At 58.8% G+C, this 18,794-nt stretch carries 19 protein-coding genes and 5 pseudogenes; 14 read left to right on the top strand and 10 right to left on the bottom strand.

The genetic code is table 11. The features are described from left to right. A pseudogene (locus tag JQ627_RS34340) lies at positions 1–171 on the top strand (DNA ligase); the annotation flags it as partial. Between the two features lie 408 nt (positions 172–579). Here JQ627_RS34340 and JQ627_RS39390 read toward each other — a convergent pair. From JQ627_RS39390 to JQ627_RS34330, 4 genes and pseudogenes are all read right to left on the bottom strand, one after another. Then, a pseudogene (locus JQ627_RS39390) lies at positions 580–937 on the bottom strand (hypothetical protein). Between the two features lie 15 nt (positions 938–952). Beyond that, positions 953–1,153, bottom strand: a complete 201-nt coding sequence (locus tag JQ627_RS39385; protein WP_246558310.1) for a hypothetical protein — start codon at positions 1,151–1,153, stop codon at positions 953–955. A 1,280-nt stretch (positions 1,154–2,433) separates the two neighbouring features. Beyond that, positions 2,434–2,826: a phasin family protein gene (locus JQ627_RS39380; RefSeq protein WP_249143630.1), complete on the bottom strand. Its 393-nt coding sequence runs from the start codon at positions 2,824–2,826 to the stop codon at positions 2,434–2,436. A 367-nt stretch (positions 2,827–3,193) separates the two neighbouring features. Then, positions 3,194–3,394: a hypothetical protein gene (locus tag JQ627_RS34330; protein ID WP_212488765.1), complete on the bottom strand. Its 201-nt coding sequence runs from the start codon at positions 3,392–3,394 to the stop codon at positions 3,194–3,196. 565 nt (positions 3,395–3,959) lie between these two features. On the opposite strand from JQ627_RS34330, the gene JQ627_RS34325 reads away from it, so the two are divergent. The 3 genes from JQ627_RS34325 (at position 3,960) to JQ627_RS39730 (ending at position 5,269) form a co-directional block, all read left to right on the top strand. Continuing rightward, the gene (locus JQ627_RS34325) at positions 3,960–4,322 is read left to right on the top strand and encodes a hypothetical protein (RefSeq protein ID WP_212488764.1); all 363 of its coding nucleotides are present in this window, start codon (positions 3,960–3,962) and stop codon (positions 4,320–4,322) included. A 454-nt stretch (positions 4,323–4,776) separates the two neighbouring features. Continuing rightward, positions 4,777–5,061, top strand: a complete 285-nt coding sequence (locus JQ627_RS39735) for a hypothetical protein (protein WP_312015839.1) — start codon at positions 4,777–4,779, stop codon at positions 5,059–5,061. After that, positions 5,012–5,269 (top strand): hypothetical protein, encoded by a 258-nt coding sequence (locus tag JQ627_RS39730; protein ID WP_312015838.1) that lies wholly within the window; start codon positions 5,012–5,014, stop codon positions 5,267–5,269. Before JQ627_RS39735 ends, JQ627_RS39730 begins: the two co-directional genes overlap by 50 nt. Before the next feature lie 613 nt (positions 5,270–5,882). On the opposite strand, the gene JQ627_RS39375 is transcribed toward JQ627_RS39730, so the two are convergent. Further along, positions 5,883–6,110 carry a hypothetical protein gene (locus tag JQ627_RS39375; RefSeq protein WP_312015842.1) on the bottom strand — a complete coding sequence of 76 codons (228 nt, stop codon included), beginning with the start codon at positions 6,108–6,110 and terminating at the stop codon, positions 5,883–5,885. A 252-nt stretch (positions 6,111–6,362) separates the two neighbouring features. Here JQ627_RS39375 and JQ627_RS34315 point away from each other — a divergent pair, with 252 nt between their 5' ends. Next, positions 6,363–7,520, top strand: a complete 1,158-nt coding sequence (locus JQ627_RS34315) for a sensor histidine kinase (RefSeq protein ID WP_212488763.1) — start codon at positions 6,363–6,365, stop codon at positions 7,518–7,520. Positions 7,521–7,917: 397 nt separating this feature from the next. Here JQ627_RS34315 and JQ627_RS34310 read toward each other — a convergent pair whose 3' ends face one another. Then, on the bottom strand, positions 7,918–8,265 hold the full coding sequence (locus JQ627_RS34310) for a hypothetical protein (RefSeq protein WP_212488762.1): 348 nt from the start codon (positions 8,263–8,265) through the stop codon (positions 7,918–7,920). A 247-nt stretch (positions 8,266–8,512) separates the two neighbouring features. Between JQ627_RS34310 and JQ627_RS34305 the strand changes: the two genes are divergently transcribed. The 4 genes and pseudogenes from JQ627_RS34305 to JQ627_RS34290 all read left to right on the top strand — a co-directional run. Next, positions 8,513–8,926 (top strand): hypothetical protein, encoded by a 414-nt coding sequence (locus JQ627_RS34305; protein WP_212488761.1) that lies wholly within the window; start codon positions 8,513–8,515, stop codon positions 8,924–8,926. 3 nt (positions 8,927–8,929) lie between these two features. After that, entirely contained in the window at positions 8,930–9,262 is a 333-nt protein-coding gene (locus JQ627_RS34300) for a hypothetical protein (protein WP_212488760.1), read from the top strand. 11 nt (positions 9,263–9,273) lie between these two features. Then, a complete protein-coding gene (locus tag JQ627_RS34295; RefSeq protein ID WP_212488759.1) occupies positions 9,274–9,597 on the top strand; it encodes a hypothetical protein in 324 nt (107 codons plus the stop codon). 16 nt (positions 9,598–9,613) lie between these two features. Further along, positions 9,614–9,790: pseudogene (locus JQ627_RS34290) on the top strand (SOS response-associated peptidase); the annotation flags it as partial. A 30-nt stretch (positions 9,791–9,820) separates the two neighbouring features. On the opposite strand, the gene JQ627_RS34285 reads toward JQ627_RS34290, so the two are convergent. Continuing rightward, a complete protein-coding gene (locus JQ627_RS34285) occupies positions 9,821–10,108 on the bottom strand; it encodes a hypothetical protein (RefSeq protein ID WP_212488758.1) in 288 nt (95 codons plus the stop codon). A gap of 285 nt (positions 10,109–10,393) precedes the next feature. Between JQ627_RS34285 and JQ627_RS34280 the strand changes: the two are divergent. Both JQ627_RS34280 and JQ627_RS39370 read left to right on the top strand, forming a co-directional pair. Then, positions 10,394–10,627: pseudogene (locus JQ627_RS34280) on the top strand (SOS response-associated peptidase family protein); the annotation flags it as partial. Between the two features lie 40 nt (positions 10,628–10,667). Further along, positions 10,668–10,848: pseudogene (locus JQ627_RS39370) on the top strand (hypothetical protein). A 645-nt stretch (positions 10,849–11,493) separates the two neighbouring features. Here JQ627_RS39370 and JQ627_RS34275 read toward each other — a convergent pair. Further along, positions 11,494–11,697: a cold-shock protein gene (locus JQ627_RS34275; protein WP_212488757.1), complete on the bottom strand. Its 204-nt coding sequence runs from the start codon at positions 11,695–11,697 to the stop codon at positions 11,494–11,496. Positions 11,698–13,563: 1,866 nt separating this feature from the next. Further along, positions 13,564–14,862, bottom strand: a complete 1,299-nt coding sequence (locus tag JQ627_RS34270; RefSeq protein WP_312015837.1) for an Nramp family divalent metal transporter — start codon at positions 14,860–14,862, stop codon at positions 13,564–13,566. Between the two features lie 170 nt (positions 14,863–15,032). Here JQ627_RS34270 and JQ627_RS34265 point away from each other — a divergent pair, with 170 nt between their 5' ends. From JQ627_RS34265 to JQ627_RS39865, 3 genes are all read left to right on the top strand, one after another. Continuing rightward, positions 15,033–16,412 carry a carbohydrate porin gene (locus tag JQ627_RS34265; RefSeq protein WP_212488755.1) on the top strand — a complete coding sequence of 460 codons (1,380 nt, stop codon included), beginning with the start codon at positions 15,033–15,035 and terminating at the stop codon, positions 16,410–16,412. Positions 16,413–16,629: 217 nt separating this feature from the next. Further along, on the top strand, positions 16,630–16,896 hold the full coding sequence (locus tag JQ627_RS34260) for a hypothetical protein (RefSeq protein WP_212488775.1): 267 nt from the start codon (positions 16,630–16,632) through the stop codon (positions 16,894–16,896). Positions 16,897–17,025: 129 nt separating this feature from the next. Next, positions 17,026–17,550: a septal ring lytic transglycosylase RlpA family protein gene (locus tag JQ627_RS39865; protein WP_409363834.1), complete on the top strand. Its 525-nt coding sequence runs from the start codon at positions 17,026–17,028 to the stop codon at positions 17,548–17,550. A 697-nt stretch (positions 17,551–18,247) separates the two neighbouring features. Here JQ627_RS39865 and JQ627_RS34250 read toward each other — a convergent pair. Beyond that, the gene (locus JQ627_RS34250) at positions 18,248–18,673 is read right to left on the bottom strand and encodes an MgtC/SapB family protein (RefSeq protein ID WP_212488754.1); all 426 of its coding nucleotides are present in this window, start codon (positions 18,671–18,673) and stop codon (positions 18,248–18,250) included. Positions 18,674–18,794: the final 121 nt, after the last annotated feature.

The following is an 18,794-nucleotide window of genomic DNA, read 5'->3' as shown; positions in this document are numbered from 1 at the left end:
CAGAAGCGACTGAAGCCGCTCAGCCGGGAAACGCAGCCCTACGCCAAGCGGATCTCGCACAAGGGCATCTGGGTCGACCCGAAGCTGCTCGCGGAGATCGAGTACCGCGCAAAGTCGGCAGAGGGGAAGGTGCACCACCCGTTCTTCAAGGGCCTTCGCGAAGACCTGTGAGGCTTGTCCCGATGAACGGGTCTAACGAGGATCTGACTGTCCGGCGACGCTGCGATGCAGGTCGGCCCGGTGCCGCCACTTCAACCACTGACAATCCTTCTTGGCCGATCGTAACGGCGTTGCGACAGCAGCCGCTCGAGTTCGCTCTTCAGCGAGAGCAAGCGGCGAAGCTCTTCTGGCTCGAAGCCTAGGTTGGCGATACCGCGCGGTTTCGGCTTCCGCGCTCCTATCGCCCCCTCCCCTGTGGGACGCGGTGCACAAGTCAGCGGCCAGATGAAATCGGAACGCGTTCGGTAAAGCGGATAAGCATGGCCGCAAACGAGGTAACGGCTGTGCGCTTGGGGCCTGAAGGCAATCGACAGTCCGGGACTATCCAAGCCGCCGGGCCTGGCTGGCGGCAATTTCTTTTCAGGAGGCGTTCGCCCGAGACCGTTCATGTGCCTCGCGACGACGTTCGCGCTTTTCGCGACGCCGCTTGGCACGATCGGCGGGCTGTCGCAGCGGGGGAACGGCAGCCGGCAGGACTACCGCTTCCGCAACCTCCTCGACCAGACGTGCTGGGACCGGTTCGGGTACGGCTGGGCGGGATTCCATAAATTCCAGTACGGCACGCCCCTTTGCGGTGATCTTCCAGCCGCCGGGTCCGGTCCGCCCAATCACGGCCGCTGGTCGCCAGGAGGACCATGTCCCGTTTGATATCCTCCATCACGGCGAAGCCGTCCGGATAGCTCACCAGAATCTTCAGCACCGTCACCTGGAAATTCACGCCGGCCCCGCTCGATCAGCGCCACATCGTAGGCGCGTGCGAGAGGGCGTCCCGGCCGACCTGCCTGAGCTCTTCGGGAGAGACCTCGCCTCTGGTAGCAGCCTCTAGAATTTTCGAGGCGACGTGGGTGCGCGCTCCGATCTCGCGGTGCGAAACGCTCTCACAGACTTCATCGAGGACCGCGCGCAAAAGCGCGGTGGTTGCCGTATCGAACATGACTTACCCCCGGAGGGAAAACGCTACTATAGCCGACTTTTCGCGCGATGCGATTCAACAATGTTAACGATCGCGGAAGGCCAGTTAGTCTGGCCAAAGGAGTTCTGTGACCACAAGCTCGCGCGCGACCTCTGGCCTACGGCAGAGCACCATTAGAGATTCCAGCGAATCGATACGGTGCGCCAGCACGGGGTGCCATGAAGAAAAGACGGCGATTTAAGCGGCGGACGACGCTGCAAGACCGATTGGCGCTTTAGCCCCTAGCGTCCATGAAGCAAGCTGCCCGTACCTCCGCCTGGCCCGGAGAAAAGATGCGACGCTCATCAGAGGTCGCCAACCGCCTTGTCGATTGGGCGCAGTCACCCGGCTCAGCCCGCCGACATAGGAACGCCGCGGGGATGACGGCGTTTTCTGGTCATGTTTATGTCAAGCGTCGTCGAGCAATCCTTTAATATAGCTTGGGGCTTTCTCGTAAAGTCCGGAGAGATCATCCGACCCGACGCGACCGCAAACTTCCTGCTCGAAAGCATCATTACCCAAATGACGCTCGGGGAATATCGTCCTCTCATGCTGGCCAACAGAGCCATTCACGCTTTCCAAACCCGCACCCGACCAGCGGCAGTGTCGGACCTGACATGAGCCAAAAGTTCGTCCGAGAGGTTGGAAAATAGTAGCCGGAAACAAGCACACGGCATAACCGCTTCGCAGCGCCAGCGATTGCCACCAGCGTTCCCTAGGAGTGGCCGAGCCCACGGGATTGCGCACTCCAAGCCGATCAAGAGCTTTCGCGAACAAGGAAGCTTGTGTTGTGGGGGTCCAGATGCGCGTGCGCGGACGGTCGCTATAGCCAAACCTGGCCGGTCGAAGCAAACGACGCGATACTTGTGGGCCAGGCGGTCGACCAAACCGCTTAGGACGAGATCCTGAATCATGCTGCCGTTTCCGTGAAACAGGACCACGCAAGGCGCGGCGGCACTCCGTCGCAATCGGCAAAGACGCCGATAGGCTGATTCTTTCGCTCCGCTGTCACCTGAACGCGATGTTGCCGAGAATCAGACAACAGGTCCCGCCAAAACCATCAGCAGAACGGCTTCAGTTGTGGACATGGTGTCCACCTACATTCCTGATCGCGGGTCCCTCGCACCGAGCCCGCTAAGGGTTGCTGATTCCGCTCCCTCGTTGTGAGCCGCACTCCCCAGCCGAAAGCAAGCAACCATGATCGGCGCGTGCGTGATCCGCGTTTGCGTCCATCCTTTGCCGCAGCGGTGTACGGCTTGCAGTTATCCTCCCGGCAGAGCTGTGAGCTCTCGGGGCGGCTTGATGCGCAAGAACGGATATGCCGCCAATTCTTTCGAATGGTGCCAGAACATATCGACCCGTCTGTGTGTAAACTCCGTAATGACGGCGAAAAATTCAGCTGGTGACCTGATCGTCCCAAGTCTCAGGCCGAGATCAAAAGCAAATTGCACGTTGGCCTGAGCTATCTCAAGAAGCTTTGCTTGGTACGCCTGCATGTTTGCCGTGAAGCCGCCGTATCGATGCGCAGCGTTTCTGGTCGCTTTGGACCCCTCGCTATCGTTTTCTTCGCTAGGCATTTTCAATTGATCCATTTTCTGGGAATGAATCTTTGCGCAATTATTGCGAGTTGGCCCAAGCCATTCGTGCAGCTTCAACCCTGATTGCGGTCTTCTTCAGATTGTGGGTTCACGGCTTAGCTGAAACAGGCCGCCAACTGAGGCGGCCTTAGTTCATCTTGCGTGCGAGCTTGCGGATGATCTCTCGAAGCGCTGCCGCATATTCCTCGATGATGCGGCGAGCCTCATCCAAGCTCGACGGCTTGGCGTCCTTACCATTAGTTGGTTGGTTGGGCTCCGGCATCGCCGGATGGTCTGCCCTTGAAGTGGGCATAGTTTGATCTAGCTCAAACAACGCTCATGAGCAGCCCAGCGAGGAAGATCACTAAGCCCACGGCGGCGATGACAAGGCAAACGCGAGCGCGGAACGCGTAGTCCTCGACTTGACGGTCTTGAATCACTGTCTTCACTTGGGCGACTGAAGGCCGGGGGATTTGACCCAATCGTCCAGATGGTTTGCCACGTCGGCTTGGCGGGCCTTTTTGATAAGGGCCTCTCGCTCCGGACCTGGTGGAAGCTTGGCGGCTTGCTCTTCGACCTTCTTTGACCAGGCTGCCAGCCGATCTTGAAGGGTTACCTGTTGCTTGAAACGCCGCCGCTTGAACATGGCGCGCTCCTTTCCATTGAGAGGAAGGCGGGAGCGCTGTGATGGGCGATCTCATCACAGATAAAAGCCACGGTCCGTTTTGTGATGACATATTAACGTACGCACAGCCCGTCGAGTTCTGTCCAATAGTGCACACAACTGAACTGGCAGGAACCTAATCGCCGAGGCACACAGCAAAGGGCCGCTGCTTCGATACAGCGGCCCTCTCTTCCGGGTTTCAAATTTTTCGAAATGAAATGTTCCAGCCTCCCCGGTTTTGCATAGTTTTCCCGATCACCTCGGTCCAGTCAACAACATTTGTGAATCGTGCTGATGGGAAGGACAACAAGCGCGGCGCCCTGGGCTGCTGGCAGGCGTGCAGGGGTCACCGGCGCCCACTACCGAAGTTTCCCGGAAGCGGGCCGGTACCTTTTTCTCGAGTCGACTGGTTCAAGGAACCACAAGGGAAGACAAATATTAGAGTCGTCGCTGGCTTGCTGCCAGAGCTGGCGGAGCGGCCCCGGCCTACCCCCTTGCCCCCCTGCAGCCGGGGCCGTCTCTCCGCCTTGTCGTATCGGAGTCGCGTATGCGTTCCTCGCCGTCGATCGTGCCCGCTGACCGCCTCGACCGCGACATCTATCTGGTGCTCGAAGACTTCCGCGCGCGCGCCGGCCGCGCCTGGCGCGAGACGGATGAGGCTGACGCCGACCTCGAGACCGTCCTGCAAAATCTCCTGTCAGACCAGTACGCCTATCCGGTCCGAATTGTATCCTTCAATGCCATCGAGGGTTGGTCGCGGGATGCGACTTCCGAGGTCGCCGACGCGCTGGCCCAGCGCGCAGCCGACACCGACGCTGAGGTCTCGTCTGCTCTGCAAGACTTCATCGCCGCCAATGCCACAAGGCGCTTCGACATGCAGCTAATGCTACCATTGCGCGGGATCGTCTGATGCCCAGCGAGAAAAAGCCTTTGGCCGCAGGCGCAATGACCGCGACGTGCGTCAACTGTGACGATCTAGGCTGGGTTTGCGAGAACCATCCGGACCGCCCATGGGATGGCCCGCGTGCCTGCACCTGTGACGGCGCTGGTGCCCCCTGCCCGGCCTGTAACGTTGCTGGCGAGGTGAAGTGCCGCGCATGCCGAAAGGATTTCAAGTGGAGGTCGACAAGGACGGATGGCGGCACTGACGTCGTTCCGAAACGTTAGCTCCGCCAGATCCCTCGGTTGAGCCATTTCCAAGACAACTTACCTGCCACAAAGAGCAGCAACAGCCCGACAACCATATAAGCGATCCAGTCCATCCGGTTTCGTAGCCTCCGGCGAACAGCACGCTGCGCGTGTTTTTTTTACACCCGCCGCCACTACGGATTCGCAATCCATGAAACCGCGCCTATCTCTCGACTATGTCGAAAGCGTTTGAGTTCTGTCTGCTCACGGCCGCCAAGGTGGTGCCGACCGGCCCCGACTGGATCCACGAAATCAAATATGACGGTTATCGCCTGCGCGTCGAGCGCAGCGGCAAGACCGGGCGGCTCTTCACCCGCAACGGCCGCGACTGGACCAGGCGTTTCCCCTGGATCGTCGAGGCAGCGCTAAAGAATCGCGAGCAGCAATTCGTCATCGACGGCGAGGCCCGTGGTGCTCGGCGTCGACGGCGCATTGGACTTCAACGCCCTGCGCTCGCATAAGCACGATCACGAGGTGCAGCTCTATGCGCTCGACATCCTCGCGCTTGGCGGCGAGGACCTGCGCCAGCTGCCATTGACGAAGCGGAAGGCCAATCTGGCGCGGCTGCTGCCGGCCGGCCTGACGGCATGTTCGTCGCGCCGTTCAAAGCAGGCGCCATTGGCCCTGACCTGTTCGGCGCAGCCTGCCGCATGGGCCTCGAAGGCCTGATGGTCTAGGTCGGTGATGCCAGAACAATGTTCCCATTTGCGATTGGTTGCTAGCGGATTAAAACGATAGGATCAGCCAGACCATAAGTGCTGCGTTCAAAGCACCGGTCGCCACGATGGCCGCCTGCATCAGCCGTTCGATCATGGTCCACCTCCACAATCTAGAGATGAACTACGGTGCTTCGTCCTCCCCCGGCTGTCTAAGCACTTCGTGCCAGCTCAGGCTGCTTATTCTTTGTAGTCGCGAATTTGCTGCTCCAGCTCTGCCATCGCGAGACGCATGTTCTCGACCGAGACGGGGTCGAAATACTGATGCGTCAGCTCTCGATACCGAACGAGCCTGGCTTCCAGATCTGGCTTAGTAGGAGGGTTCATTTAGGTTAGACACGGGCGAGCGCATAAGGTTGCTATGTCCCGGTGTCCTACGGGAAATTGTCTTGGACCGCCTGCCTCAGCGCTTCGATTTTGATCTCGTTGCCATGTCGTGGACTGAGACCTGGCCTGGTAGTCCGCTGACAGGTCGTCAAATAGCTTCACGGCCGCCACTGGGCCCGGGGTGACCGCAATGAATGAGTCCAGTCGGACTTGATACGGCAGCCCCTGCTATGCCGCGCCTAGTCGGGCGCCTGCAAGCTCGGAGACCTCAGCCATTCGCTCATGTGAGAACCGGTCTCGGCTTGGCGAGCCCTGCGAAGGGTTGCGTCGCGTACAGGGCCGTGAGGTAGTAGTTCGGCCTCTTCGCGAAGGCGTCGGGCTTCTTCGGCTAAGCGTTCTTCAAGCGACCGGACCTGCTTAACTCTGCGACGCTCTGACGTATGGCGGTGCTCTCGCTGCCCGTCGATCAACGTTCCGGAGCGGGAACAGTTGCGATTGTTCCAATAAAAAATTAGGGGAGATCGAAATTCGACCAGGGCGCAAACGAGTCAGCCAGAGGCCCAAAAGGACGTTTTGAACGTTTTGCAGAGCAATAATGCCTTTGACCCCTTGGGGGCGCTTGTTGCATTATGGGATCGTCATCGGCGTTGGCTCTTATGCCTGCAAGGGGTCGATGGCTGAGAGACATCTGACTCTCGCCTGTAACGCGGAGCGCCGAAATGTCCCTCGCCTTGGAGTCGCCCTATCTCTCCGAGACCGAACAGCAGCTAACGGCCGAAATTGAAGACCTCAGGCAAATTCATGGTCTGGGCCTTCGGCTTGGTGAGGCCTCAACGTTGTCTGAAGGTCTCATGGATGTGCTGAGGACGGCAGCGCTGTTGGTTGATGCCAGTCTCGGCTCGGTGCAGTTGCTGAATGCTGACGGCCAACTGGAAATGATCGGCCAGATAGGATTCGGTCCGAGCATTCTCGACCAGTTTGCTATTGTTACTCTTAAAGACTGTTCCGTTTGTGCGGTTGCACTAAATCGCCGCGCCCGTGTAGCTGTTCGTGACCTTCGTAAAGATCGTGATTTCACCGAAATCGCTGCTGCTCTCCGCTCGTACGGTGCGGTGGGGGCCGTCTCCACTCCCATTCTGGACAAAGCTGGCAATGTGCTCGCGATGATTTCTGTCTATTGGCTTGAAGAGCATGAGCCAGACGACCGCGAACTTGCTGGGCTGGACCTGTGCGCAGAGCTTGCGGGTCGTCATGTTGAACGCAGCGTGGCAGCCAGAGCATTGCATGACCACGAGCAACGTCAGACTCTGCTCATGCGGGAGCTAGCGCATCGCGGGAAAAATCTCCTCCAAGTTATCCAGTCCATCGCGCGACGCTCACTAAGCGGCGAGCGTACGCTTGACGAGGCCCGCGAGGTCTTCATCGGACGCCTCGGCGCTTTATCAAACACTTACAGCACATTGACCGAGGAGTCAGCCGAAAGCGTCCACCTGAGGAACATCGTCACCGCAGAGCTTCAATCCCACGGCGAGCGCATCAACGTGCGGGGACCTGCGATCTCGGTTCCCGCCAAGAAGGCGCAAACGCTTGCACTGGTAGTTCATGAACTAGCGACGAACGCCGCCAAGTATGGCGCTCTTTCTGTGCCAACTGGTCGCGTTGAAATCGCGTGGGGCATTACGAACGATCAATTCTTTCTGGATTGGGTGGAGATCGACGGCCCTTCTGTCGAGCCACCGAGAAAGCCGGGCTTTGGTTCGGTCATTATTACATACGTGATTGGTAGCGAGCTTAAGTGCGAGCCAACTTTGGATTACCAGCAAAGCGGCTTTCGATACCGTTTTGACTGCTCATTCGCAGCCCTAACTGCTGCGTGACTTAAGCTCTCTGCAATGCGCTCTATTGAAGGTGCATGTCGGTTTTAGGTTCATAAGGTGACTTCGGGCGATGGCTGTCAGGTGTCCGTTGCGGGTCAAAAGGCGAAACGCCGGGTTGATCAGCACGTGTCTGCTTCTGCCTCAAAAGCTGACATCGCATCGCAGTACATCGCGGTGAAGACATGATGCCCGCCGCGGCCCGCCGCTAGAGACATCTCCTGAGATTTCTGGAGCTGGGGTCCTTTGAAGGGCATAGGCGGATGGGGGGACCGCGCAACGGCACCCTTTCAATATATTTGGACCCCGCGTTTTCGGAATTGCGTTGCGGATAGGTACCAAATTCGCTTCGCGCGGGATAAGATCGAGTGATGGCGAGCCGCCTTCAAGGCTTGCGGGATCATGGCTTCACCGGCAAGTCCTCGATCAAGTCGATGTGCGCCTGCGTAACCGCCACGAAGTTGGTGGCGAGCAGATTACCATTCGTGGGCTCGTACCATGCGCTTTCGTATTTCTGGACGGCCACCTTATGGTCGGTGGTCCGCACCGTCACATCGCTCACCCTGTATCTTTCGCCGAGGAACTCCTCAGCCTTGAAGTGGGCGTTCTCAACAAACTCGCGCATTTCGGCGAGCGCCGCATCGTAGGCGGCAGCGGGGCCGATCGCCGCCTCGCGCGCCCTTTTCAGCTTCAGCCTGAGGTCATCGAATTGTCGTTCTTCGTCTATGGTCAGTCCATGAAATCGCATTGCTTGCTCCTGTCGCTCAATGCGCTTGCGGGCATCCGCCCGCGTCTGGGGTCTGCACCCGCAGGGTCTCGCGGCGGATGGTCTCATAGAGCTTGGCACCGCGAATACCCGTTAAAACCCGGTCCCGCTTTCGCACCGCCTTTTCCGTGTCGGGCTGCCCCTTGACCGTCCGGTTGTGCCCGGAGCGCTATCCACCGCAAGCGGTAGCGACTTGCGGAATGCCGGACCTCCGGGCGATGCTCCACCCATGGGCACCAAGTCACGAGAAACCATCTACGGCGCGTCAGTCCGGGCAGCGGCCGAGCAGGCGGCGGAAGCGCGCAAGCAGGCCGATCGGCTCGCCGTCGCGGCGTGGAACGCGCGCATGCTCGGTTTCCAGGGGCCAGCGCAACCGTCGCCCACGCTCGGCGATGCGCTCAATGCCGGTTACCGCTACCTCGAAGTGCGTTGCCTTGGCTGCGACACCAACCAGACGGTCGCCCTCGACATCGTGCGGCGACCGAAGGCAACGCCGGTCCATGAGTTGGAGCGGTACATGCGCTGCAAGGATTGCTCGCAGGTTCGGGGCTATCCGTACAAGCGCAGCCATCTGGTGGCGCTGCGGGCGACGAAGATCAGCGCGATTAATCCACCGTCAACGTGGTGGCCGGGAGAACGATAAACGATGCAGATGAGCGTATCTCAACTCCTCCAAGCGGCCTTTGCGATGGCGAATGCCAATTATCCGTCGTTTGCCAACAAGTGGACCACCGCGTCGTACAGGGTCGAAAGCGCTATGATCGGCACGATGGCTTCCAAGAAAGTGCAGGACATGGGACGCATCGACGTTCTTTCGCGAGCACTCGAAGATGAGGAGCGAGAGCGCCTCGCGAGCGGCACGCCTGATTTACATGCAAACAATCTAGCACTGCTATCTGCGGCCTTCATCGGCGGAATATATGCCGTGGTCCGAGCGCTACGTGATCGCGAACAGCGAAAATGCAAGATGATGTCGTAAGGGTTTTCCCCGTGTCCGACCTCGACCTTCTCTTGCACGATTTGGAGTTGGTCCGCGTCCCCCTCGACAAATTCGAGCTTCGCCGGGAACGCAAGCTGGAAGCGCCTCTAGAGATGTTTACCGTGCCTTACGTCGACGGCATGAACGATGTCTCGACCTATGATCGAACAGACCCAAACAGAGCATTGATCATGCCGACTGGCCTCAGCAGTGTGACAGGCTCGTACGGCTGGCTCACCAGCGATTGGCAGGACGGGGGCGCGAAGTGGCTTTATCGACGCGATATTGCCGACACCTTCCTCACCCTTGCACTCGCTGAACCTGCTGCGGAATAGCGATCATCGGCACCTGATGTGCAACCTCTACAGCATCACGACCAACCAAGCCGTGATCATCAACCTATTTCGCCTCGTCAACCGCTATGTCGGCAACCTTGCGCCGATGCCGGGCGTGTTTCCAGATTATCCGGCTCCGGTGATCCGCAACACCGACACCGGGCGCAAGTTGAGCATGATGCGCTGGGGCATCCGCCACCACCGCAATCCGGGACACTGACCGTCAGGCAGCAGCTTTGTTCTTGATTGCACCAATGAGCGCAGTGAGTATGGCTCCGCCAGCGCCACCGGCAACTACTTGCGAGATAACGCCGCCGACAGTCAGATTACCCGACTGGGCTGCGGCTACGACCGATGGCATTAACAACGTCACGACCTGCCCGAGAACCCCGCCTCCGACCAGACCAGAAATGATGTTACCAGCGGTCCCAAGATCAAATGTCGGCGATGACTTGCCTGCGCCAGCGCCGCCAAGCGCTCCTGCAACAAGGTTTATCAAAATCTGCTCCATTTCGATCTCCTGTGATCTGCAGCATTGGTAATCTCACACAAAGACGAGACGGGCTCCGACGCGGGATTTAGGGGGCGAGCGTCGGAGCCGTCCCGCTCCGCCGACCGCTCGCGTGTGAGTAGTCGATCCAAATGGTCGTCGGTGGGGTTGTAGCAAGCGGCGGGATCGCCCAACGACCATTGATTTATGTCAACGCACTAAGGCAACCGAGACCACGGGCGGAGCGGCTAACAGCCGAAGCGTATGCTAATCGCCAAAAGACTTGGGCTTGCGGCATCAGCGTAAAAGGATGTGGTCTGGTTCGTACTGAATGAGCAGCGTCTGCTGTTCGCCTTCGCGGCCATATGGACGCCATTCAGGGGTGATCGCGGCACGAAGTCGCAGCCGGTGCCGGGACCGCATGAGGTCTATGGATTTCTGACGACATCGCCGAACGCGGTGGTCGAGCCGATCCATCCGAAAGCGATGCCGGTGATCCTGACCACCGATGAGGAGCGGGACGTGTGGATGCGCGCGCCAGGTTGTTAGACCGCGACATCAAACATTGAAGGAGCGCCGAGTGGCCAAGAAGACAAAGAAGACTGTTCGCCGCGAGTAGACGAAGGAAGACATCAAAGATTTGAAGGCGCACTCCAAGGCTCGGACGCCGGTCGTCAATCGCCAAGATGACCAAGCGAACCGAGGGCGCGCTACCTCAGAAGGCGATCGTGTTGGGTATCGGCCTGGGGCATCAGCGGTAAATTGACGCTGGCTTCGTTGAGGGAGCCGCCAAATTTCGATATTGTTTTAACGCTCGCATCTGCGCCGATCAGGTGCAGACTACTGCGTCCGTCAAGGCAGCCGGAGCTTTCGCGGCCTTGGGGTTGAGGGCTCGCCTTCGCCAGCCCCGGCGAGTCCCACCTCAGTCAGTGAAGCCGACGTACGCAAACATTTCCAGAGTGTGACATTGCTGACATTGCCCCCGGCAGAGTCGCGATAGGCTACCATTCTGCCGGGCTGGATCCCATATTTCACTTACAAATTTTAACCCGGCTGGCCGCAGTGGTTCTCCGCTGCGGCCTTTTCGCATTGACGAATGCTTGGCAAATAGACGCGCTGAGCAACAAGCCTCACTTCTTACGCTCATCGCCCAAGCTGGCGCCTTCGGCCAGCTTCATCCAATCAGTTGCAAGCCTCAACCAGGCTCCTTGTCCGGCTGTTTAATTGCCCTTTCGGCCAAGCGGCGGCATTCCTCGGCTTCGACTCGATAGCGATCCGCCTCCTCCTCGCTCATCATTCGACTCACCCAGCGAACCAACGCAGGATGGCCGACGAGGAAATCAGAGGATATTCGACGATAGACCCAAGCGGCGAACTTGGAACCGTCGCGTCGCGGTTTGGCAGGCTCACCCGACGCGCAGATTTTCCGCCGAGTCCTTTCCGCGATTGTTCACGACGTCGAAGCTAACCTTCGCCCCCTCTGCCAGCGAAGTAAAACCAGCCTTCTCAACCGCGGAGATGTGGACAAACACATCCTTGCCGCCGTTGTCCGGTTGAATAAATCCATAACCCTTTGTCGGATTGAACCACTTTACCGTCCCCATAGCCACTTTGAATTCTCCATTTTCCAAAAAGCAAAACTAGTGCCCGAATTTCGACGAAAGAAAGGCTGGTCGCAACCGCGCTCATGCGCCGGAGGTACGCGAGCCGAGGATGTCGTTTTACGTCGTGTGAACCTCTTCACATGGGTATGACGTCAGGACGGTTAATCTCCAGTCGCTGGCGAGAGGTTTCAGTTACAGCGGGAGGCCGTGGCAGCTGACACAAAGGCGGACGACTGGTTTATTGCTGCGCACGTGCTGAGGGTACGGACGTCGTCGGGCACCGCGTCGATATCGCTTAAGATTGGCAGCAGAGTAGCTAATATCGCAGCACATTTATGTTGCTCCGGACCAATCTCTGGAAGCGGTGTTTCGGACACGGACTTCCAACTAGATTCGCAACTTGTGCGCACATCAGCGGTCCATGGTCATTGAAGGACGTCAAGGAACGTCAAGGGCGACCGCGGTGACGTCACGCAAAACGTGTCATTTTTTCCTGATGCTTGTCGGGCGCGGCGTTTAATAAGGGCGGAAGCTTTTTTTAATTTCGAGATACCAAACCCGAGCTCCATGACCTTTACGATCAAGGGTCAGTGGATGGTAAAGATGGTCCTCAATCTTGGCACGACGTTTGTAATCTAGTCCGATCCTCGCGTCTTGACATGAAAGTTAGTCGAACAGGTCATCGGCTTCTTCCTCTGGGCACGCGCCTTCCAAGCATGCTCGTCGGGCTGTTCCTCCCTCGTTTACCCTACCGCTCAAGCTTAATTTCGGCCTTCGATTGCGCTCGTCGGTTGCCCGATTACGCTGTCATCACCGGACGAGTTGCCCTGTCCGGATTCAGCATGGCGACGCCGGCGTGCCATCATACTCGGCGCGTCGGCTTCGTTCTTTCCAACGGAGACCTAAGTCCTACGGAATCGCGGCGCTTCTGTGCGTCGTTGCTCTTGATCGTCGGAGCGGTCGCCCTCATTTTTCTCAGCTTCGATTTTCCGGACGAGCCTAAGGCCTAAGTTTAGCAGTGAGGCCGCCTACGACCCGTGTCGCAAAGGCTATAAAGCTGTTCCGCCTTGACCCCAGAACCGCCGCTCGACTCGCTGATGCTCTTGATGCTTCCTGCTCGGTCGCCGTTGCGAGCTGACGCTTAAGCTTAATTGGTAGCTGCCCTTTCGGCGGTGGTGTCGAGCTGTCGGTCGTTGTTTGTCTCGTTTCCGTCGAGATTGAAGAGGCAGGCGTGCGACGCGAAGGCATGACGTTTCCGGGGTGAGCTAATCCGCCGGATTAGGAAGCTCCCGCGGCCAAAATGGTTCTGCTTAGCAGAGCGACCTTTGTCATAACGGTTCGTTTTCCGATAGGGAACTACCGAATTGTCCCGACGTTGGTGGACCGCACCAAACCCAATTGGACAGATGCACAATTTCGCCAACGCGTCGTTTTCGCCCGAAGTGATTGAGGCCATGACATCGGCCCTAAAGGCCGCTGTGGCAACGCTGCCGGAGCCTGTGCACTCCGGCCACGTCAATCTCATTGCGGAATCAATTCTACGGACAGCAGGTACGGGAGAACGCAACCCGTCAACGTTGCAACGGATCGCTCTCATGGAGCTTCAACTGCAGCGGCGGGATTGAGCAGGCCGTCGACCCAAGAAAATGAGACCGCCACCTGTGGAAATGGAAATGTAGGCCAGTCCCAAGCCCCGACCCGCTATTCATCGCTCGGCAGCCGGGCCGCTTGAACAGGCAAACCTTTCACGTTCGGAAGGTGCTGTTCTCGTATGACCCCTCCCGTGTGGAAGGACAGAGGGTGTGCCGGCAGTTTCCGCTCCCGAACTGTCGCCACTCTCGACGCAGTGGCCGCACCCTTGCGCGAACCCGATTAGCTCCCTATCGAGCAAGCCATGCCAACAATACACAAAAACATGGTTGCGGTGGCGATCCAGCCTAGCCAGTAGACTGGCCCCCGGACCACAAGATCGCCCATTATGGACTTACGGCGCACAAGCAGCATCATGACGGTCATGATCGGCGCGGCCAGCACACCGTTGATGACGGCGCTCCAATAGAGCGCCTTGATCGGGTCGAGCGCGGTGAAGTTGAGGGCAACGCCGAGCGCGACCGAGAGTGCAAGCACGCTGTAGAACGCAATAGCTTCCTTCGGCTTTCGCGACAATCCGACGGGCCATTTGCGCCCTTCGCCGATCGCGTAAGCGGTCGAGCCGGCCAACACCGGAATCGCAAGAAGACCCGTCCCGATGATCCCGAGCGCGAAGATCAGCTCGGCCAGCGCACCCGCGACAGGCCTCAAAGCTTCTGCAGCCTGGGCGGAGGACACGATGTCGGTCTTGCCGGACGCGTGCAACGTGGCAGCCGTCGTCATGATGATCGCGACGGCGATGATGTTCGACACTGCCATTCCGACAAGGGTATCGACCCGGATCCGTTTAACTTCCTCGTCCTCCTTATGCGGCTCCCGTTTAAGCGGTTCCTTGTCGGGATCAATCCGCTGCTCCTCCGCCTCTTGGGAGGACTGCCAGATGAACAGATAGGGCGAGATCGTCGTCCCGAGGATCGCGACCAGCGTCGTCAGAAAGGCCGCGCTCCATTGGATCTTCGGGACCAGTAATCCTTTCAGGGCCTCGGACCACGGCACCTTTGCGAGAAAAAGAGCGATTACGTAGGCGAACAGCACAAGCGTCAGCCACTTCAGAATGGAGACGTAGCGCTCATACTTGAAGAAGACCTGCGCGATCACCGAGACCGCGCCGAAGACCACGACGTAAAGCGTTCCCGGACCGCCGATCAGGAGCTTGAGGGCATCGCCCATCGCCCCAAGGTCGGCGGCGACGTTGATCGTGTTGGCAACGAAAAGCAGTACGATCAGGGACCAGATGACGGGCGCGGGAAAATTTCGGCAGACGTTGCCGGCAATGCCATGGCCCGTGACCCGGCCGATGCGTCCCGAGATCTCCTGGATTGCAGCCATCAACGGATAGGTAATCAGCATCGTCCAGCCGATGCCAAATCCGAGCTGAGCGCCGGCTTGGCTGTAAGTGCCTATACCGGAAGGATCGTCGTCTGAAGCGCCGGTGATCAGGCCCGGCCCCAGGCGCTGCAAGAAGCTGTCCTGATCCTCATTTTCGATCGGCTTCTTGCCGGCTTTTCGCCTCGTTGACACCTTGTCGCTCCCTCCGGGTCCATCGATCCGATGTTGGAACTGACAACGTTCTGGCAGGCCTATTGGTTCGCCATGTGCAGTTTTGAACATAACGGTCGCCTTGGCTCGGGCGGCCAAGTTGTAACCACTCGTAAAACCTGCATCATGCCGGGAATGTTAGGATCCGTAGCATGCGAAGCTGGGTGATACTGCTTTCCGTGTTGATCGTTTGCGGCAGCGCCGTCGCTCAAGAGGACAAGAAAACCGACGACCTCAAGCCCGCCGATCCGGACACGGGCGAAAGCACGGTGCAGGAGACGACCCTGGGTTTGTTGCCGAACCCTTTCGAGAAGCAGGGCGTCAGGTTTGCCGTCACCTATATCGGTGAGATCCTGGGCAACCCTTCCGGGGGTGCGAAGCAGAGTGCGGTCTATGAGCACCGCATCAACTTCGCGGTCGATGCCGATTTCGAGAAATTGGTCGGCCTGAAGCAGGTCACCTTTCACGCCAACGTTTTTCAGATCGACGGCGGGGGCTTGTCCCGCGGTGCGCTGTTCAACTTCTTGGACGTCAGCGGTATCGAGGCGCTGCCGACGACCCGCCTCTACGAAGCCTGGTTCGAAAAGAAATGGGGCGAGAAGATCGCTCTCAGGGCCGGACAGCTCGCCGCCGATACGGAATTCATGACGTCGAAGTACACAGACGTCTTCACGAACGCCTCTCTCGGCTGGCCGGCCGGTCTCTCTCTCAATCTGCCCGGCGGAGGCCCCTCGCCGCCGCTCGCCGCCATGGGTGCACGTCTGCGCGCAGATTTGGGCGACAATCTCTCGTTTTTGACTGCCGTATTCGACGGCAACGCGGCCGGTCCCGGCACCGATGATCCACAGCTGCGCGATCGATACGGTGTCAATTTCCGGGTGAACGATCCGCCCCTCGCTCTCTACGAAGCCCAACTGCAGTGGAATGCGAAGAAGGGCGACCCGGGCCTGGACGGCAAGCTCAAGCTTGGTGGCTGGCGGCATTTCGGCAGGTTCACAGACTTGCGCTTCGATACGGCGGGGCTTTCTCTCGCGGATCCCGCCAGTTCGGGAACGGCTGCGGGGCACTCGGGCGACTACGGCCTCTACGCGGTCTTCGAGCAGAAGCTCTATCGCGTCGGCAACGATGACGATCGCGGCATCGGCGTATTCGCTCGCGCCTCCTACGGACCGCCGGACCGCAATCCGATCGATCTCTATGCCGACGGTGGCCTCGAGTTTATCGGGTTGTCGGACGCGCGCCCGCACGACAAGTTCGGGATCGCGGCCGCCTACGCCCACGTGTCGCCCCGCGCACAGGCTCTTGATCGGGACTTTCGGTCGATCAACGGCCCGCGATGGCCGCTGCGGACCTCGGAGGAGCTCTTGACCGCTGTCTACCAATACGAAGTGCAGGCCGGCCTAACGCTACAGCCCAACGTTCAGTTCATCCGTCATCCCGGCGGCGGCACAACTGACCCTTTGGGGATGTCACCCGGTAAGCATCTCAAGAATGCGACCGTTGTCGGATTGCGCTCAGTCATCAAATTCTGAGGCTCTTTGGATCACGTCAGCGGGGCCCGACAGACCTTCGCCAAAGTCGGCACGGGTTACTCGTAACGTCGCACAGCAAAATGTGCCTTGCCACAAACTGCTTTTCGTAACTCGACGGACCTATCTCAAATTGTGGGTCGATTGGCGCGCGTGTGCCGGAGAGCTACCAGCACCGCGCACACATCACCGCCGCGCAGGCGGCCAACGGGACACGCCGATGAAGCACGCCGACGAACGACCCTACGCAAATCCGGAAGCGGCCGCGCGCAAGCCTGTCGAGCTCGCAGCCAACGTTGAGGCTGTTCAGGATGGCCGGATCTATATCGAGAGGATCAACGCGCCCTTCTTGTTCAAGCTAAAGGGAGCCGCGACGCTGCTCGCTGAGGCTGGCGCAACGGCCCCGGAGAATATGATTCGTGCCTTCTTACAGCTTCTCCGGCGTGATGCGTCGCAGCGCGATGGCTGCTTGCTGCGCTGCGTCTAAACACCCTTGGAACCACGCATCGAACCATCGGTATGCATTCACCTTTGTTCTGCACGTGGATGCGCGTGCAGGAACACAGGCAGACGAGTTTGCATTGTCCATCAGTTTCATTTGTGCGTGAGGCCGATCATGCAAGTCCTTTGTAGAATGATCGCGATTGCAACAATCCCGGCTTGGATGGCGATCTACCCAACTCATGCGGTCGGACAAAACTTCGATGACAGGTGGTCCATCATTCCAAGAGCTCACGCGGAGCCAGTTCCTGAAGGAAGCGACCAGACAAAGAAGGACGAAACGCAAAAGCAACCTTCTACCACACAGCAAACGCAACCTCAGACTTCGGAAGAGCCCTCGAAAGATCGTTCAGTAGCTCAGTCTCGAGTCTTCTCCGGCACGGCTTCTTACTATTCTTATCCCAAAGGCAAGACAGCGAACGGTTCATCGTTTGATCGTAATCGGCTAACAGCAGCGCACCGCCGCCTACCCTTCGGTACCAAGTTGCGCGTCACCCACGGAAGCCGAAGCGTCATCGTCGTAGTCAATGACCGCGGTCCGTTCGTCCGCGGTCGCGTCCTCGACCTTTCGTTGGCCGCGGCGCGGAGCTTGGGTATTACGGATCGTGGCGTGGCTCAGGTTCATGCGGAGGTGCTGTGAACATTGGACCACTCGAAGAGTATCGGGACAGACTGAGAATGCGGGGCAAATTGAAAGGTAAGCGAAAGCCCGGCAATCGGGTTCGCCAAAGTTGCGATACCGAACTCTTCCATCAAAATCCTGCTGTTTAGGCTGGTTCGGTCAAAGTTCGGAGCGAGAAAGTGCCAGGCCCCCTAAGTTCACCAGCCAATATCATCCCGAAGAGGTTTGCAGCTCCTCAGAAGTCTTGTCCTCCGCAAGTATCGCGCATCAGCGCTGACAATGGCAATCGGCCTGACGCACAGTGTCTTCGTTCCATTCAATGAAGCCATCGGCATTCTTTGAAGGTGCGCGAAACATTTTCGCATCCCAGTAACTTGAGTTAATCGTGGGGCCTAATCGAAAGGTCGCGATATGGAACCGACCAGCAACATATCGGACCACATCGATCATCAGACTGCCCGGTCGATCTGTGACGAGGTGGGTGACAGATTGCAACAGAACTTATCTCTCGAAGCCTCGCCTCTGCCGCCGTACCTCGAACGTCTAGTCGATGAATTGCGCAAACAGGAGCGTCATCCAATTGATGGCGTCGCAGCGCCCGCTAACCGTTTCCTTCATGCGACGCGACGGGTAGTCGCGGCCGTCTGAGCGCGTAGGGCTGTGCTGAACCTACAGCCTATTGCGGCTCTCGCGGCGGCTGCTTGATTTAAACATGTCACTGAGGGTCGTCCTCTTCCTCGACGAGGGTTAACAACCGGAGCGTCAGGAAGGTGAACAGCGCGATCGTCACCGCGACATCGTAGCTGCCGAGCCCGACCGAGACTCCGATCGCGCCGGTGGCCCACAGGCTCGCGGCGGTCGCGGTACCCTGTACCATATTGCCCTGCTTGAGGATCGCGCCTCCGCCGATAAAGCCAATGCCGGTGATTAGGCCTTCGATGACCTTTGCCATCCCGTCGGGCGAGGACGCCAGGAGGTGTTCGCTGGCCTGGATGAAGCCGCAACTAGCCAGCGCGACCAGCGGAAACGTACGAAGCCCCGCGCTGCGCGCCCGCTTTTCGCGGTCCCACCCAATCGGCACGGCGAGCGCGAACGCTGCCGCCAGCGTGACGAAATGAACGCCTATCTGGAAACTGTTCAAGGCAAGTCCCTGAATGAAAGTCATGAGCCATTAGACCAAGGAGATGGGTACCTCGGCAATGCGGCGTAAGGCTTCATCACAAGCCTCCGGCAGCTTCGCCCACTGTGCATTCACTTCTGGA

Source organism: Bradyrhizobium liaoningense (genome assembly GCF_018130785.1).
Lineage (GTDB): Bacteria > Pseudomonadota > Alphaproteobacteria > Rhizobiales > Xanthobacteraceae > Bradyrhizobium > Bradyrhizobium liaoningense_A.
Note: the sequence above shows the minus strand (reverse complement) of the source record. Positions and strands in the feature narration are given on the sequence as shown.

Bases quoted from the DNA above. Each gene is read 5' to 3' on its own strand.
- JQ627_RS34325 (WP_212488764.1), top strand. From the start codon at position 3,960: ATGCGTTCCTCGCCGTCGATCGTGCCCGCTGACCGCCTCGACCGCGAC.
- JQ627_RS34305 (WP_212488761.1), top strand. From the start codon at position 8,513: ATGGGCACCAAGTCACGAGAAACCATCTACGGCGCGTCAGTCCGGGCA.
- JQ627_RS39735 (WP_312015839.1), top strand. From the start codon at position 4,777: ATGTCGAAAGCGTTTGAGTTCTGTCTGCTCACGGCCGCCAAGGTGGTG.
- JQ627_RS39865 (WP_409363834.1), top strand. From the start codon at position 17,026: ATGCAAGTCCTTTGTAGAATGATCGCGATTGCAACAATCCCGGCTTGG.
- JQ627_RS34315 (WP_212488763.1), top strand. From the start codon at position 6,363: ATGTCCCTCGCCTTGGAGTCGCCCTATCTCTCCGAGACCGAACAGCAG.
- JQ627_RS34260 (WP_212488775.1), top strand. From the start codon at position 16,630: ATGAAGCACGCCGACGAACGACCCTACGCAAATCCGGAAGCGGCCGCG.
- JQ627_RS34310 (WP_212488762.1), bottom strand. From the start codon at position 8,265: ATGCGATTTCATGGACTGACCATAGACGAAGAACGACAATTCGATGAC.
- JQ627_RS34330 (WP_212488765.1), bottom strand. From the start codon at position 3,394: ATGTTCAAGCGGCGGCGTTTCAAGCAACAGGTAACCCTTCAAGATCGG.
- JQ627_RS34285 (WP_212488758.1), bottom strand. From the start codon at position 10,108: ATGGAGCAGATTTTGATAAACCTTGTTGCAGGAGCGCTTGGCGGCGCT.
- JQ627_RS39385 (WP_246558310.1), bottom strand. From the start codon at position 1,153: ATGTTCGATACGGCAACCACCGCGCTTTTGCGCGCGGTCCTCGATGAA.
- JQ627_RS34300 (WP_212488760.1), top strand. From the start codon at position 8,930: ATGCAGATGAGCGTATCTCAACTCCTCCAAGCGGCCTTTGCGATGGCG.
- JQ627_RS34265 (WP_212488755.1), top strand. From the start codon at position 15,033: ATGCGAAGCTGGGTGATACTGCTTTCCGTGTTGATCGTTTGCGGCAGC.